Annotated in this window: 15 protein-coding genes; 8 read left to right on the top strand and 7 right to left on the bottom strand. The window is 60.7% G+C overall.

Annotated features, from left to right (window positions below; genetic code table 11):
- Positions 1-457: 457 nt before the first annotated feature.
- A complete protein-coding gene (locus AMM41_RS18025) occupies positions 458-1387 on the top strand; it encodes an alpha/beta hydrolase (RefSeq protein WP_089962602.1) in 930 nt (309 codons plus the stop codon).
- A gap of 25 nt (positions 1388-1412) precedes the next feature.
- Here AMM41_RS18025 and AMM41_RS18020 read toward each other — a convergent pair whose 3' ends face one another.
- Entirely contained in the window at positions 1413-2012 is a 600-nt protein-coding gene (locus AMM41_RS18020) for a hypothetical protein (protein ID WP_089962599.1), read from the bottom strand.
- 229 nt (positions 2013-2241) lie between these two features.
- On the opposite strand from AMM41_RS18020, the gene phaP reads away from it, so the two are divergent.
- Together phaP and AMM41_RS18010 are read left to right on the top strand one after the other, a co-directional pair.
- A complete protein-coding gene (phaP, locus tag AMM41_RS18015) occupies positions 2242-2799 on the top strand; it encodes a TIGR01841 family phasin (protein ID WP_089962642.1) in 558 nt (185 codons plus the stop codon).
- 85 nt (positions 2800-2884) lie between these two features.
- A complete protein-coding gene (locus AMM41_RS18010) occupies positions 2885-3673 on the top strand; it encodes an enoyl-CoA hydratase/isomerase family protein (RefSeq protein WP_089962639.1) in 789 nt (262 codons plus the stop codon).
- Between the two features lie 70 nt (positions 3674-3743).
- On the opposite strand, the gene AMM41_RS18005 is transcribed toward AMM41_RS18010, so the two are convergent.
- From AMM41_RS18005 to nthA, 4 genes are read right to left on the bottom strand one after another with little or no spacing between them, the layout of a single operon-like run.
- Entirely contained in the window at positions 3744-4589 is an 846-nt protein-coding gene (locus tag AMM41_RS18005; protein WP_089962636.1) for an EamA family transporter, read from the bottom strand.
- A 32-nt stretch (positions 4590-4621) separates the two neighbouring features.
- Positions 4622-4999, bottom strand: a complete 378-nt coding sequence (locus AMM41_RS18000; RefSeq protein ID WP_228769345.1) for a nitrile hydratase accessory protein — start codon at positions 4997-4999, stop codon at positions 4622-4624.
- Positions 4996-5685: a nitrile hydratase subunit beta gene (gene nthB, locus AMM41_RS17995; RefSeq protein WP_089962595.1), complete on the bottom strand. Its 690-nt coding sequence runs from the start codon at positions 5683-5685 to the stop codon at positions 4996-4998. The genes AMM41_RS18000 and nthB overlap by 4 nt, the downstream gene beginning before the upstream one ends.
- Positions 5682-6335: a nitrile hydratase subunit alpha gene (gene nthA, locus AMM41_RS17990; RefSeq protein ID WP_194944860.1), complete on the bottom strand. Its 654-nt coding sequence runs from the start codon at positions 6333-6335 to the stop codon at positions 5682-5684. Before nthA ends, nthB begins: the two co-directional genes overlap by 4 nt.
- Before the next feature lie 197 nt (positions 6336-6532).
- Between nthA and yajC the strand changes: the two genes are divergently transcribed.
- The 3 genes from yajC to secF all read left to right on the top strand — a co-directional run bounded on the left by yajC (position 6533) and on the right by secF (position 9779).
- Entirely contained in the window at positions 6533-6865 is a 333-nt protein-coding gene (gene yajC, locus AMM41_RS17985) for a preprotein translocase subunit YajC (protein ID WP_089962587.1), read from the top strand.
- 70 nt (positions 6866-6935) lie between these two features.
- Positions 6936-8816, top strand: a complete 1881-nt coding sequence (gene secD, locus AMM41_RS17980) for a protein translocase subunit SecD (protein WP_089962583.1) — start codon at positions 6936-6938, stop codon at positions 8814-8816.
- A 12-nt stretch (positions 8817-8828) separates the two neighbouring features.
- Positions 8829-9779 carry a protein translocase subunit SecF gene (gene secF / locus AMM41_RS17975; RefSeq protein WP_089962580.1) on the top strand — a complete coding sequence of 317 codons (951 nt, stop codon included), beginning with the start codon at positions 8829-8831 and terminating at the stop codon, positions 9777-9779.
- Between the two features lie 373 nt (positions 9780-10152).
- Here secF and dprA read toward each other — a convergent pair whose 3' ends face one another.
- The gene (gene dprA, locus AMM41_RS17970; protein ID WP_089962629.1) at positions 10153-11325 is read right to left on the bottom strand and encodes a DNA-processing protein DprA; all 1173 of its coding nucleotides are present in this window, start codon (positions 11323-11325) and stop codon (positions 10153-10155) included.
- 130 nt (positions 11326-11455) lie between these two features.
- Positions 11456-12178: a phosphatase PAP2 family protein gene (locus AMM41_RS17965; RefSeq protein WP_228769344.1), complete on the bottom strand. Its 723-nt coding sequence runs from the start codon at positions 12176-12178 to the stop codon at positions 11456-11458.
- Positions 12179-12225: 47 nt separating this feature from the next.
- Between AMM41_RS17965 and AMM41_RS17960 the strand changes: the two genes are divergently transcribed.
- Both AMM41_RS17960 and def read left to right on the top strand, forming a co-directional pair.
- Positions 12226-13878: a phosphoethanolamine transferase gene (locus AMM41_RS17960; protein ID WP_228769343.1), complete on the top strand. Its 1653-nt coding sequence runs from the start codon at positions 12226-12228 to the stop codon at positions 13876-13878.
- Between the two features lie 90 nt (positions 13879-13968).
- Positions 13969-14475, top strand: coding sequence for a peptide deformylase (gene def, locus AMM41_RS17955; RefSeq protein WP_089962576.1), 507 nt, complete (start codon positions 13969-13971; stop codon positions 14473-14475).
- Positions 14476-14478: the final 3 nt, after the last annotated feature.

Genomic DNA, 14478 nt, shown 5'->3' with positions numbered 1-14478 from the left:
CATCCGCAGGAGGTTGAGGGCGATGCTGCGCAAGCAGCAAAAGAGCCCGGGGATGGGGAAGAGCCAAGTTGATCACAAACGCTGGCCAAACGAGTACTTCGCGCAGTTGGGGCTGTTCACCATGACGCAGGCCCGAATGCAAGCGAGCCAATCCCGATGAGGAAACCACTGACTGGAGAGCCGTGTGCGGGAAAACTGCACGCACGGTTCGGAGGGAGGGGAGGCCTTGGCCTTTCCTACCCCTATCAAAATGCCGACATCCCCTTGTAGGAGCGACGCCCTCGTCGCGAAAAGCCTCGCACACCACGACCCATCGCCCCGAGGGCGGGGCTCCCACAAAATCTGCGCATCGCCCCGAAGGCGGGGTGCCCACAACACCCACTGTCGCCCATTTGCCCGTTTGTGCGCCTGGTGCCCTCCCATAATTCGGATTCTTTCAACCACCCGGAGTTGCCCCATGCTCGACCCGCAAGCCCAAGCCTTGATGACCCTTTTGAGCGAGAAAGGCATTCCACCGGTTTACACCCAAACGCCTGTTGATGCCCGTGCGTCTTATTTGGCGCGGCGCAGCTTCACCCAACCCGATGCGCCTGAAGTGGGGCGTGTGCAAGACATGTCATTCGGCCACGCAGGGGTGGACATTGCCGTGCGGGTTTACCACCCCATCGGTGCGAGCCAGGTTCTGCCTGCGTTGGTGTACTTGCATGGCGGTGGCTGGACGGTGGGCGATCTGGACACGCACGATGTGCTGTGCCGCAGCCTGTGCCAGCAAGCCGGGGGCGTGGTGGTGGCGGTGGATTACCGCATGGGGCCTGAGCACAAGTTTCCGGCCGCTTACGACGATGCGGTGGCCGCCTGGCAGTGGGTGGCTTCGCAAGCCGCGGCTTTGGGCATTGATCCGGCCCGCATCGCCATTGGCGGCGACAGCGCGGGTGGCAATCTGGCCGCTGCGGCCTGCCTGGGCCTGCGCGACTTGGGGCTCAAACCGGTGCTGCAGTTGTTGATTTACCCCAGCACCCTGATGGCTCCCGACACGGCTTCGTATCAGACCAACGGCCAAGGCTACATGCTCACCCGCGAGTCGATGGCCTGGTATTCGGGCAACTACTTGCGCGGGCCGCAAGACACGCTGGACTGGCGTGCTTCGCCCCAGTTGGCCACCAGCCATGCCCACTTGCCGCCCGCCTTTGTATTGACGGCGGGTTTTGACCCTTTGCGCGACGAGGGCCTGATGTACGCTGATGCTTTGAGCCAGGCGGGTGTGTCCTCGCAATACATCTGCTTTGAACGGCAAATCCATGGCTTCATCACCATGGGCCGGGTGCTGCAAGAGGCCAACACGGCGGTGGCTTTGTGTGCCCACGCGCTGCGCACGGCTTGGGCTTGAGCCCGCAAGCCGCTGAGTCAGCGGTTCAGGCCTCGATCACGGCCAGGTAAGCCTGCCGGGTTTCGGGGCTGACCGCTTGCAGCGCTTGCTCGTAACGGGTTTGGTGACGGGCCACCATGCGGGCCGAGGCGATGGTTTTGGATTTGCAAAACCAGTGGCAGCTGTGCTGCATGAGGAACATTTCCCCCATCAGGCGAAAAGCGCGCTCTTTCAGGGGCAAGCCCGCCCGGTTTTCAACGGCTTGTTCAATGCCTTTGGCGTGCGTCTGCAGCATCTTGCGCATGTCAAAAGTGGCCTTGGGTGAGAGCTGGTCCACAAACGGCAGCGCAATTTTGAAGCCGCGAGTGACGGGGGCGGGCAGTTTCGCAAAGGCCTGGGCCAGATTTTGAAAGTCGGCGACCAGCTGCTGCTCGGCCTGTTCTTGCAATTGCAAAATTTGCGTTTGGCGCGACAGGTCGCTCTCGCCCAGCGCCCTCATGTAAGCGCTGGTCAGTTGTTCCATGTGTTTTTCGATTTGGTAGGGACGCAACTGTTCGGCCAGCAAGGCGGTGCGCTTGCGCTGGCCTTGGGTGTTGAACCAGTGAATGCCGATGGCCAAGATGAGCAGCAGGCTGAGGAGTTCCATAAATGCAATGTGACAGGACCGAAAGAAGGTGAAAGCCGAGTGTAGGGAGTTTGACACCGCTCGCGGGTGGGGCGCAGGCGGTGGTGCAAATCCCCCGGGGTCTTCAGGTCTGCAGTGGCGAGAGCAGGGCAATTGGAGTGTGGACTCTAAAGTGCGGGTTTTCCCTTGCTGCACGCAGGGGATGGTGTTCAAATTGCTGCATTGCAACAAACCTTTTCAAGGAAAAATCATGAACTTCAACGCTGAACAATTCGCCGCCACCCAACAAGCCAACATGACCGCCGCCGCTGGCCTGTCGCAAACCGCTTTTGCCGGTTTCGAGCGCTTGGTCGAGCTGAACATGGCCGCTGGCAAAGCCGCTGTGGGCGAGTCTTTTGCCAACATGCAAACCCTCTTGTCCGCCAAAACACCTCAAGAACTGATGGCCGCACAAGCTGCTTTGGTTCAGCCTGCTTTCGAAAAGTCGGTGTCTTATGGCCGTCACTTGGCTGAAATCGCCCAGAGCACCGGTGGCGAGTTCACCAAGGCCGTCGAAAGCAAAATGGCCGAGTCCGAGCAAGCCGTCAAAAGCTTGGTTGAAAACAGCCTGAAAAACGCACCTGCCGGTTCTGACGCTGCTGTGGCCGTGTTCAAAACCGCTTTCGAAGCCAGCCAAACAGCTGCCGAAACCCTGAAAAAAGTGGCCAAGCAAGCCGCTGACAGCGCCGAAAGCAACATGAAAGCCGCCACCGCCCAAGCCGAAGCTTCGGTCAAGGCCGCCATGTCCAAGGCCAAAGCCAAGGCCTGAGCTTTGAAAGTTTGAACCAGGCGTCTTGCGCCTGCTTTCTACAATGAGGGTGCCTTTGGGCACCCTTTTTTATTGGACCTTCGCCATGTCACAAGCCTTTGCCATTCCTTCCGCCCCTGTTCTTCAGATCGAGGGGGGCGTGGCCACCCTCACTTTGAACCGCCCGGCACAGCGCAACCGCCTGGAAAACGGCGACCTCAAAACCTTGTTGGCGCACATTGACACCGTGAACCAAGGCGCCGATGTGCGTGTTTTGGTCTTGACGGCCAACACCACGGGTCAGCCCAGGCCGGTGTTTTGTGCCGGGTACGACATTGGCGGGTTTGACGAGCCTGGGCATGGGTCCACTTTTTTTGAGGAAATCCCCGATGCGCTGGCCGCCATGCGCCCGGTGACCATTTGTGCGCTGAACGGCAGCGTGTATGGCGGGGCCACCGATGTGGTGTTGGCCTGCGATTTGCGCATCGGCCTGCAAGGCATCGAATGGCGCATGCCCGCCACCGCGTTGGGTCTGCATTACTACCCCAGTGGATTGCGGCGCTATGTCAACCGTTTTGGTTTGGCCGGTGCCAAACGCGCGTTTTTGACAGCCCGCCCGTTCACCGACCGGCAACTCGATGCCATGGGTTTGTTCGAGGCGCTGGAGCCTGCCGACCAGTGGGGCAGTGCCTTGCAGGCCTTGGTCAAGGACATTTTGGCCTTGGCTCCCTTGGCTTTGCAGGAAACCAAAAAATCACTCATTGAGATTGAAGCCGGGCAGGCCGATGAAGCCCGTTTGCGTGAACGCGAACAACTGACCAGCCAGAGCGAAGACTTCAAAGAGGGCCGCACCGCGTTTGCCCAGCGTCGCTCGCCGGTTTTTGTGGGCCGTTGAGGCGGGTGGCAGTCCCCGCCCGACACATAGGGCGGGGCACAGCCTCCCTCAAAAACCATGCAGTTTGTGTTCAGGCCGGGACGGCTGCTTGCGCTTTGCCGGATGACCACGCGGTGCCCATGGACGCGGTCATGACCAATGCAATGGCCAAGCCTTGCAGCGCCGTCAGGTGCTCGGCCAGCACAATCCACCCGGCCAACGCGCCCACGGCCGGCTCCAAGCTGAGCAAGATGCTGAAGGTGTTTTTGGGCAAGTGGTTGAGCGAGAACATCTCCAGCGCATAAGGAATCGCGCTGGAGAGCAAGGCCACAGCCAGCCCGGCGATCAGCCATTGGGGGTGGAGCAAGGCGCTGCCTGCATGCCACACGCCAATGGGTGCCACCACCAAGGCGGCAGCGAGCATGCCCATGGGCGTGGCCATGGCCCCGTAACGCAGGGCCACACGCTGGCCAAACACGATGTACAGCGCCCAGCAAATGCCGGCCGTGAAGGCGAAGAACATGCCCATGGGGTCTAGCGCCGTGGCCGCATTGGCCCCCGGAAAGGGCAGCAGCAAGGCCAGGCCCACGATGGCCAGCGTGACCCACAGCCAGTCGCTGGCTTTTTTGGAGGTCCAGACGGCCACGGCCAGCGGCCCGGTGAATTCGATGGCGATCGCCACGCCGAAGGGGATGGTCTTGATCGCGCTGTAAAACAGCAAGTTCATCACGCCCAGCGTGATGCCATACAGGCCCAGCGGGAGCGCATCGGCCCAGACCCACTTTCTGCGCCAGGGCCTGAACACGGCCATGAGCATGAGCATGGCAAACACGATGCGGTAAGCGGTGGTGCCCTCGGCCCCCAGCGCAGGAAACAGGCTTTTGGCGAACGAGGTGCCTACCGCCAAGGACACCAGACTGCCCAACAAGGCCAGCATGGCCCACAAACGGAGATTCAAACAAGGCCTCTTTATTCAGCGTTCAAAACGATGGGTTGCCCGTGCGGGGTGCGCTCGGCGGCCGCTTCCCACGCGTGTTCCAAATCATGGATTTCATCGGGTGTGCCCAGTTGGCGCTCGATGACGAGCTGCTCCAGCGCGTTGAGCCAGTGGGTGTAGTACAGGCTGCCGTCGTCGGCTTCGCCGCGTGTTTGGCCGGCGCGGATTTCACGGGTCAGGGCGTCGGCCCACTGCGGCCAGGTGAAGACGCCTTTTTCGTGCAGCTGCAAAGTCATGGCAAAGGCGTGGGCCTGCCAGGGTTCTTCAAACACCGCGCCGTTGTTGGCGGTGGGGGGCATGGGAAAGCCGTCGCCACAGGCTTGGGCCAGATCGTTCAGGGTGGGGGTCATGCCGTTGCTGCCTCGGATGCAGGTTCCAAATAAGATTCCCAGGCGTCCACACTCACTTGGTGCCCGGCTTCGGCTTGTGGGCCCCACAGCTCGGTGCCGTCAAAGACGACGGTGTAGAGGTGCTCGGCTGTGCCGTCAAAGGGCGGCAGCATCTTGTTCACGTGTTTGTCGGGCAAAACGTGGGCACCGTGGTGCAGCACCACCGTGCCCACATGGCCGCGCACATAGCGCGGCAGCCGGGTGTGGCATTGGGGGTTGAGGTTCAGGGCCCGCACCCGTTGGCCCACGGTAAAGCGCGGCGCTTGGGTGCTGGGGCGGTCGGCCGGGCTGCCTTTGGCCAGCGCCGCGTCCACCTGGGCGGCCAGGAGCACCCGCACGCCCGCCACGGGGGGCGTGAGGGGCTGGCCCTGGGCCAGCTCTTCGGCGGTGATCAGGCCGCGCTCGATCAGCATGTTTTGCAGGGCCTTGGTCCAGATGGCGTAATAAGGGCCTTGCACGTAGTCCAGCGGGGGCAAAGATTCGCGGGCCGAGCGGGCCAGGTCGATGTTCCACAGGCCGCTGGCACCCATGGCCACCGTGACGCCCAAGGCGCGGCGCTCCCACTCGCCGTGAAACAGCGGCTCGTTGGCTTCGATCTGAACCGGGCCGTAGCCTTGTTGGCCACCCATGTCGTGCAGGCCGTTCATGGGGCCTCCTGGGTGATCGCTTGAGGGTTCAGGGCCAAACCGGTGCCGATCATGGCGTCGCGGGTGACCAGTTGGGCCAGTTGTGCTTCGCTCCAGCCTTCGGTGCCTGCGGGGCGCTCGGGCAGCACCAAATAGCGCACTTCGGCGGTGGAATCCCAGACGCGGATGTTTTGGCCCGGCGGCAGGGTGACGCCGAAATCGGCCAGCACCGCACGCGGCTCGATCACGGCGCGCGAGCGGTAAGCCGCGCTTTTGTACCAAACCGGGGGCAGGCCCAACACGGGCCAGGGGTAGCAGCTGCACAGGGTGCAGACCACCATGTTGTGCGTGTCGGGGGTGTTGGGCACGGCCACCATGTGCTCGCCTTGACGGCCGGTGTAGTCCATCGAGGCGATGGCGGCGGTGGCGTCTTGCAGCAGCCAGTCCCGAAAGGCCGGGTCAGTCCAGGCGCGGGCCACCACTTTGGCCCCATTGTGTGGGCCCACATGCACCTCGTAGGTTTCGATGATGCGGTCCACGGCGGCGGGGTCGAGGTAACCTTTTTGTGTCAACAGGGTTTCCAGGGCACGCACACGCAAGTCCATCTCGCCCAGCGTGCTGTTCTCGTGGTGGTGTTCGTGTCCATGGTGGGTGGCTGACTCGGGGGGCATGGCGTCTCCTTTGGCAAGGACCAAGGCTTGCTGCATCAAGGTTTGGTCGGGATGATCAGGTGGGTTGACTGGCCTTGACCGTTCGGGTCAAGGGCTTTCAAAGGGCATCATAGCGCCGCATACAATGGCGGCTTCGTTCGCGTGGCGCAGTTCTTGCGCCCCGTACTACCCCGATTTTTCCCCTTTGTGGAGTTTTCATGTTCATTTCTTCCGCTTTTGCCCAAACCGCACCCGCAGCCGCTGCTGGTGGCGACATGCAGTCCACCTTGATGAGCATGTTGCCTTTGCTCTTGATGTTTGCCGTGCTCTACTTTGTGATGATCCGTCCCCAGATGAAAAAGCAAAAAGAGCACCGTGCCATGATCGACGCGCTGGCCAAGGGCGATGAGGTGGTCACTGCCGGTGGTTTGCTGGGCAAGGTCAGCAAAATTGGCGACGCTTACATTGGTGTGGAATTGGCCACTGGGGTGGACGTGCAACTGCAGCGCAGCGCCGTGGTTCAGGTGCTGCCCAAAGGCACTCTGAAGTAAATTTCAGGGTTTTTGCCACAGGGGCACGCCAGCAGCGAGCCCCTTTTTTCCATTTTGTACGCGAGTCTTTATGAACCGTTACCCGGTCTGGAAGTATGTGATCCTCGTGATCGCACTGTTGCTGGGGGTGGTCTACACCCTGCCCAACTTTTTTGGTGAAGCGCCTGCCGTGCAGGTCTCTTCGGGCAAGGCCACCATCAAGGTGGACACGTCCACGCTGCAAAAGGTCGAAGACGCCTTGAAGGCAGCGGGATCATCTCCCCAAAGCGTTGTGCTCGAAGGCACGTCGATCCGTGCCCGTTTTGAGAACACCGATCAGCAGCTCAAGGCCAAGGATGCGATTCAAAAAGCCTTGATCCCGGATGCGGCCGATCCGCAATTTGTGGTGGCGTTGAACTTGGTGTCCCGCTCGCCCGCTTGGTTGACCGCTTTGCATGCTTCGCCCATGTACCTGGGTCTGGACTTGCGGGGCGGTGTGCACTTCATGCTGCAAGTGGACATGCAGGCGGCTTTGAACCAGCGTTTGGAGTCGCTTTCGGGCGATCTGCGCAGTGTGCTGCGTGAAAAAGACATTCGTCACGGTGGCATCACCCGCAACGGCCAAACGCTGGAGTTGCGTTTGCGCGATGCGCAGCAAGTGGAAGCTGCCAAACGCCTGATCACCGATCAGTTTGGCGATTTGCAGACACGCGAAGTGGCCGAAGGCAGCGAATTTCGCCTGATCGCCAGCATCAAGCCCGAAGCGGCTCGCAAGGTGCAAGAGCAAGCCTTGAAGCAAAACATCACCACACTGCACAACCGGATCAACGAGCTGGGCGTGGCCGAACCGGTGATTCAGCAGCAGGGCTTGGACCGCATCGTGGTGCAGCTGCCGGGTGTGCAAGACACCGCCAAGGCCAAAGACATTCTGGGCCGCACTGCCACCTTGGAGGTGCGCATGGTGGACGAGAGCACCGAAGCGCGTGCGGCTGAACAAGCTGGCGGCTTGGTGCCATTTGGTACCGAGCGTTATCTGGAGAAAGACGGTCGCCCCTTGATCGTCAAAAAGCAAGTGGTGCTCACGGGTGACAACCTGACCGACGCCCAACCGGGCTTTGACGGCCAGACACAAGAACCGGTGGTCAACCTGACGCTGGACGCCAAGGGTGCCCGCATCTTCAAAGATGTGACGCGTGACAACGTGGGCAAGCGCATGGCCATCATCTTGTTCGAAAAGGGCAAGGGTGAAGTGGTCACGGCCCCCGTGATCCGAGCCGAAATCGGTGGCGGTCGCGTGCAGATTTCGGGTCGCATGAGCACGACCGAAGCCAACGACACCGCGCTGCTGCTGCGTGCGGGTTCGCTGGCTGCACCCATGGAAATCATCGAAGAGCGCACCATTGGCCCGAGCCTGGGTGCCGAGAACATTGCCAAGGGCTTCAACAGCGTGACCTGGGGTTTCCTGGTGATCGTGGCGTTCATGGTGGTTTATTACGCCATGTTTGGTTTGTTCTCCGGCATTGCGCTGGGCGTGAACTTGCTGTTCCTGGTGGCCATTTTGTCGATGCTGCAAGCGACCTTGACCCTGCCGGGCATGGCCGCGATGGCGCTGGCCTTGGGCATGGCGATCGACTCGAACGTGCTGATCAACGAACGTGTGCGTGAAGAGCTGCGCAATGGGGCAAGCCCCCAGGCGGCCATCCACGCAGGCTATGACCGCGCTTGGGCCACAATTTTGGACTCCAACATCACGACCTTGATTGCCGGTGTGGCCTTGTTGGCCTTTGGCTCCGGTGCGGTGCGCGGTTTTGCGGTGGTCCACACGATTGGCATTTTGACGAGCATGTTCTCGGCAGTGTTCTTCTCGCGTGGCCTGGTCAACCTTTGGTATGGTGGCAAGAAGAAACTCAAATCGGTGTCGATTGGTACCGTCTGGCGGCCCGAGGCTGGCACTGCGGTGAAAGCCGACTAAGGGGAAAAGACCATGGAATTGTTCAAAATCAGAAAAGACATCCCGTTCATGCGCCATGCCTTGGTGCTCAATGTGGTGTCCTTCATCACCTTCGCCCTGGCTGTGTTCTTCTTGTTCAGTCGCGGCCTGCACCTGTCGGTGGAGTTCACGGGCGGCACCTTGATGGAAGTGAGCTATAGCCAACCGGCCGACCTGCAAAAGGTGCGCGGCACGGTGGCCACACTCGGTTATGGCGAAGTGTTTGTGCAAAACTTTGGCTCAGCACGCGATGTGATGATCCGTTTGCCTTCGCAAAAAGGTGTGAGCTCGGCCCAGCAAAGCGAAAAAGTATTGTCTGCGCTGAAGGTCAATGACCCGGAGGTGACCCTGCGTCGCACCGAGTTTGTGGGTCCGCAAGTGGGTGACGAACTGGCCGAAGACGGTCTGAAGGCGCTGGCCTTTGTGGTGGTCGGCATCATGATCTATTTGGCGATCCGTTTCGAGTGGAAGTTCGCCGTTTCGGCCATCATCGCGAACTTGCACGACGTGGTGATCATTCTGGGCTTTTTTGCCTTCTTCCAATGGGAGTTTTCGCTGGCGGTGCTGGCGGCGGTGCTGGCGGTGCTGGGTTACTCGGTCAACGAATCGGTGGTGATTTTTGACCGGATTCGCGAGAACTTCCGCCGTTACCGCAAGATGAACACGGTCGAAGTCATCGACAACGCGATCACCTCCACCATCAGCCGCACCATCATCACCCACGGTTCGACCCAGATCATGGTGCTGTCGATGCTGTTGTTCGGTGGCGAGACCCTGCACTACTTCGCCATGGCGCTGACGATTGGCATTTGCTTTGGCATTTACTCGTCGGTGTTTGTGGCCGCCGCCATTGCCATGTGGTTGGGTTTGCAGCGCGAAGACTTGATCAAGCCCATCAAGAAAGACAACGACCCGTCCGATGAAAATTCGGGCGCGGTGGTCTAAGACCTCGTCCCAGCGGACAAGAGTCGGCCCTGAAGGTGCCGACCTGCATGGACACTTTTTCGTGGTCCCGACTTGCAAGGACACTCCCCTGTAGGTCGGCGGCTTCAACCCCGAAATGGGGCTCCCCTGTAGGTCGGCGGCTTCAGCCCCGACATGGGGCTCCCCTGTAGGTCGGCGGCTTCAGCCCCGACATGGGGCTCCCCTGTAGGTCGGCGGCTTCAGCCCCGACATGGGGCTCCCCTGTAGGTCGGCGGCTTTAGCCCCGACATGGGGCTCCCCTGTAGGTCGGTGGCTTCAGCCCCGACATGGGGCTCCCCTGTAGGTCGGCGGCTTTAGCCCCGACATGGGGCTTTCGCCCCAGCGTGCGAGCGTCCTAAGCAGACCCGATGCGCTGAAACAAGCCGCCCGGCAGGCGGCCCACTTGGCCCATCAACTCCAACTCCAGCAGCTGCCCTTGCAGCTGTGCAGTGGGCCAGCCACAGCGTGCTTGCAGGGCGTCAAGGCTGACGGGGTCGTGTCCCATGGCCTCAAGCAAGGCGGTTTCGTCGTCCAGCAGCGCAGGGTCTGCGTCCCTCAAGTCCAGAACGGACTGGTCTTGCTCGGTGCTTTGCGCGATGGCTTGGTGGGGAAGGCGCAACTCTTCCAGCACGTCTTGGGCCGATTCGACCAATTTGGCGCCTTGTTTGATCAAGGCATGGCAGCCTTTGGCTTGGGGCGAGTGGATCGAGCCGGGGATGGCCATCACCTCACGGCCTTGCTCCAGGGCTTGTTTGGCGGTGATCAGCGAGCCTGACTGCAAGGCGGCTTCGACCACCAAAGTGGCTTGCGACAGGCCGGAAATCAAGCGGTTGCGCTGCGGAAAGTGGTGTGCCAAAGGCGGCGTTCCCAGTGCGTATTCGCTCAAGATCAGGCCTTGTTGGGCGATGCGGTGGGCCAATTCGCGGTGCTGTTTGGGGTAGACCCGGTCCAGTCCCGTTCCCACCAGGGCGATGGTGGCCAAGGCCCCCGGTTCAGCACCTTGCAAAGCCCCTTCATGGGCTGCACCGTCCACGCCCAGGGCCATCCCCGAGACCACCACCAGGCCTTGTGCCGTCATGCTTTTGGCAAATTCCCGGGCATTGATCAGGCCTTGGGGCGTGGGGTTGCGGCTGCCCACCATGGCCACAGCCCGTTCGTGTTGAAAGTGCTGCAGGGCCTGTGTCTGGCCCAAGGCGTACAGCATCAGGGGTGGGTCGGGCGTGTCCAGCAAGGCGGCCGGATACAGGGCGTCGCCCAAGGTGATCACCGCGCGGGAGACCTCGGGATTGGGGCTGGCCTGCAGCCAAGCCTGTGTGTCCTCAAGCAGCGCATCCAGGCCCGGGGGCTTTTGCAACAAGGCTTGTGCCTGTGGGGCAGACACCACTTGGCACAACTGCACGGCGGTTTGTGAAAAGATGTTGGCCGGGTCATTGAATGCGGCCAACAATCGCCTTGCGCTGTCGCGCCCCACCCCGTGGGTCAGTGACAGCCGCAACCAAAAACCCAAATCGGGTGGGGTGTTTTCCATGGTCTCTCCCTGATCGGCTTCGATGGCCGTTTGCAAGAAGATTGTGGGTCAAATGCCGTGCTTCACCAAGCAGCTTTTGGGGGAGGGTGCGCAGCGTCGCTCGCCAACTTGGACACCGCCTTCAGCCAGCTCAGGCAGGCTTGTGTTTGGCCCATGCGCCAAAGGCCCAGTGGTTGGCCCATGCCACCAGCCAGCAAATCAAGCCTGTCCAGAAGGTGTGGCTGGGGTAGTGGGCACCACGCAGGGTTTGAACCGCGCCGAGCAGCAAGCCCAGGCTCAGCACCGTCAGCAGCAAGCCACGGCCCCAGCGTTGTTGATGGGCCTGACTCGCCGTCAACCAAGGCAGGCTCAAGGCCAAAAAAGCCATGGCCGAGGAGGCGTGTCCACCCGGGAAGCAAGCGCCTGAACCGCCATCACGGACACCCCATTGCCAATGAGAGACGTAATGCGCAGTGCCCCCAAAGTCCTGCAAGTCCCAGGGGCAGCTGGTCAGGCTGAGGCTTTTGAGCCCACTGACGGCGATCAATGAAAGAGCGATGCCCACAACCACCTCAATGCGCTGCCTGCGGGTGATGTCTCGAAAGATGCCCCAAGGCCAAAACAAGGTGCAGACCACGCCCAGGTAAATCACGATGGCCAGACGGCGGGCTCCGGTGTGAAAAATATCTGCCAACCATGCGCTGTCACGCCATGCAAAGCCACGGGCATCGGCCAAGAGGTGCATGACGCCCAGGTCCAGTCCAGAAAAGTCCCAAGCCAAAAGACCCAGCAGGCACACCCCGGTGTAGACAACACAGCGACTGAACAAGGGTTGGGGGCGCACACTTTGCATCGGCTGGCGGGGTGGGTACATCAGGGGTGACTAGAATTCGGGGCTAATTGAACATTATGGTTTATCCAATGATATTTTCTTCAGACGCCAAGTCTTGGCATCCCACCCATCTGCTGTGGTTGCTGACGGCTTGGTTGGGCACCGTGGGCAATTTGCCCCTGTGGATCGCCATCTGGCGTTTGCCTGAAACGCAGGGTTTGCGGGGTGCGGCCACTTTGCTGGCTTTCTTTGTGGTGGTTTTGGGGATCTTGGCCTTGTTTTTGAGCTTGGTGCTTTGGCCCCGATGGCTGAAACCTCTGGGCGTGCTTTTTTTGATCATGTCGGCCGCCAGCAGTTATTTCATGCTGACCTATGGGGTGGTGATCGACACCAGCATGTTGATCAACGCCGCGCAAACCGATGTCCGCGAGGTGCGTGATTTGTTGTCCTGGTCCATGTTGGCCAGTGTCTTGCTGGGGGTGGTGCTGCCGGGCTATTGGTGGTGGCGTCAGCCCGTGCGCAAAGTGCGCCTCAAGTCTTTGATGGGGCGACAACTGGGCCTGGCCATGGCCGCTTTGTTGCTGGCCACCTTGGTGTTTTGGTTGGCTTTTCAGGACATGGCTTCCCTGATGCGAAACCACAAGCCTTTGCGCTACATGATCAATCCGCTCAACAGTTTGTATGCCTCGGCCCACTTGGTGGTGGGGCAGGCTTCAAAAGCCACCCAGCCCTTGCTGCCGCTGGGTGAGGATGCCCAATTGCGCCATCCACCGGCCAGCGAAAAGGACGCCCCTTTGGTCATCCTGGTGTTGGGCGAGACGGCGCGGGCAGCCAATTTTGGTTTGAGTGGCTATGCGCGTGACACCACGCCTGCGTTGCGCCAGTTGCAGACTCAAGGCCAGCTGGTCTATTTTCAGGATGTGTCCTCGTGTGGCACCAGCACCCAAGCTTCGGTGCCGTGCATGTTTTCGCACCTGGGCAAAGCGCAGCATGATCGCAACAAACTGCGCTACGAAAGTTTGCTCGATGTTTTGCACCGGGCAGGTTTGGCGGTGCTGTGGATCGACAACCAGTCGGGCTGCAAAGGCGTGTGTGACCGCGTGCCCCAGGTGAGCACCCAGGCCCTTCAAGTGCCCGGCCTGTGCAAGGAGGGGGAATGCCTTGATGAGGTCATGTTGAAGGTGTTGCCGCAACAACTCGCCGCACTGGACCCGGTCAGGCGTGCACGCGGCACCGTTGTGGTCATGCACCAAATGGGCAGCCACGGCCCGGCCTATCACAAGCGTTCGCCAGAGGCGTTCAAGAAGTTCACCCCCGAATGCACCAGCAGCGCCTTGCAAACGTGTCCTACCGAGCACATCGTCAACACCTACGACAACTCGATTCTTTACACCGACCATTTTTTGGCCAGCACGGTGGGCTGGCTTCAAAGCCAGTCGCGGCCCACAGCCCTGATGTACCTGTCGGACCATGGCGAATCCTTGGGCGAAAAAGGCCTTTACTTGCACGGCATGCCCTACAGCATGGCCCCCAAAGAGCAGACCCATGTGCCCATGGTGGTGTGGTTGTCTTCGGCTCTGCAAAAGCAGCGGGGCTGGTCCATGGCTTGTCTGCAGGGGCAAAGCGCCAAGGCTTTGTCACATGACCATTTGTTTCACTCGATGCTGGGCCTGAGCCAAGTCGCCACGAGCGTGGCCAAGCCCGAGCTCGACCTCTTTGCGGCCTGTGCCCCCACCCGGTGAGGTGGGCCTGGCCCCGGCTGGACGCCTTTTTGGCAGGCCAGCCGAAAAATGAGGACAATACAGCCCTGATTTTCAATCCTTTGTGATGCCATGGCCCTGCTCCCGATTCTTTGCTACCCCGATCCCCGCCTGCACAAGGTGGCCAAACCTGTGCAAGCGGTCGATGCCCGTGTGCACGCCCTGATCGACGACATGCTGGAGACCATGTACGAGGCCGGTGGTATTGGCCTGGCGGCCACGCAGATCGATGTGCACGAGCGTCTGGTGGTGATCGACACGTCTGAAGAGCGCAACCAGCCCATGGTGCTGATCAACCCCGAAATCACCTGGATGAACGACGTGCGCGTCAAGGGCGAAGAAGGATGCCTGTCGGTGCCTGGCATTTACGATGGTGTGGAGCGGGCCACCCAGGTCAAAGTCACGGCACTCGACCGCGACGGCCAGGCCCGGACGATTGAGGCCGAGGGCATGCTGGCCATTTGCATCCAGCACGAGTTGGACCATTTGAAGGGCAAAGTGTTCGTGGAATACCTCTCACCGCTCAAGCAAGGCCGCATCAAGACCAAACTGGTCAAAGCCCAAAAAGCCGAGCGCTGAACG

The organism is Limnohabitans sp. 2KL-3, assembly GCF_001269405.1.
In the GTDB taxonomy this organism is placed as follows: domain Bacteria; phylum Pseudomonadota; class Gammaproteobacteria; order Burkholderiales; family Burkholderiaceae_C; genus Limnohabitans_A.
This window is presented reverse-complemented; position numbering and strand designations above follow the sequence as displayed.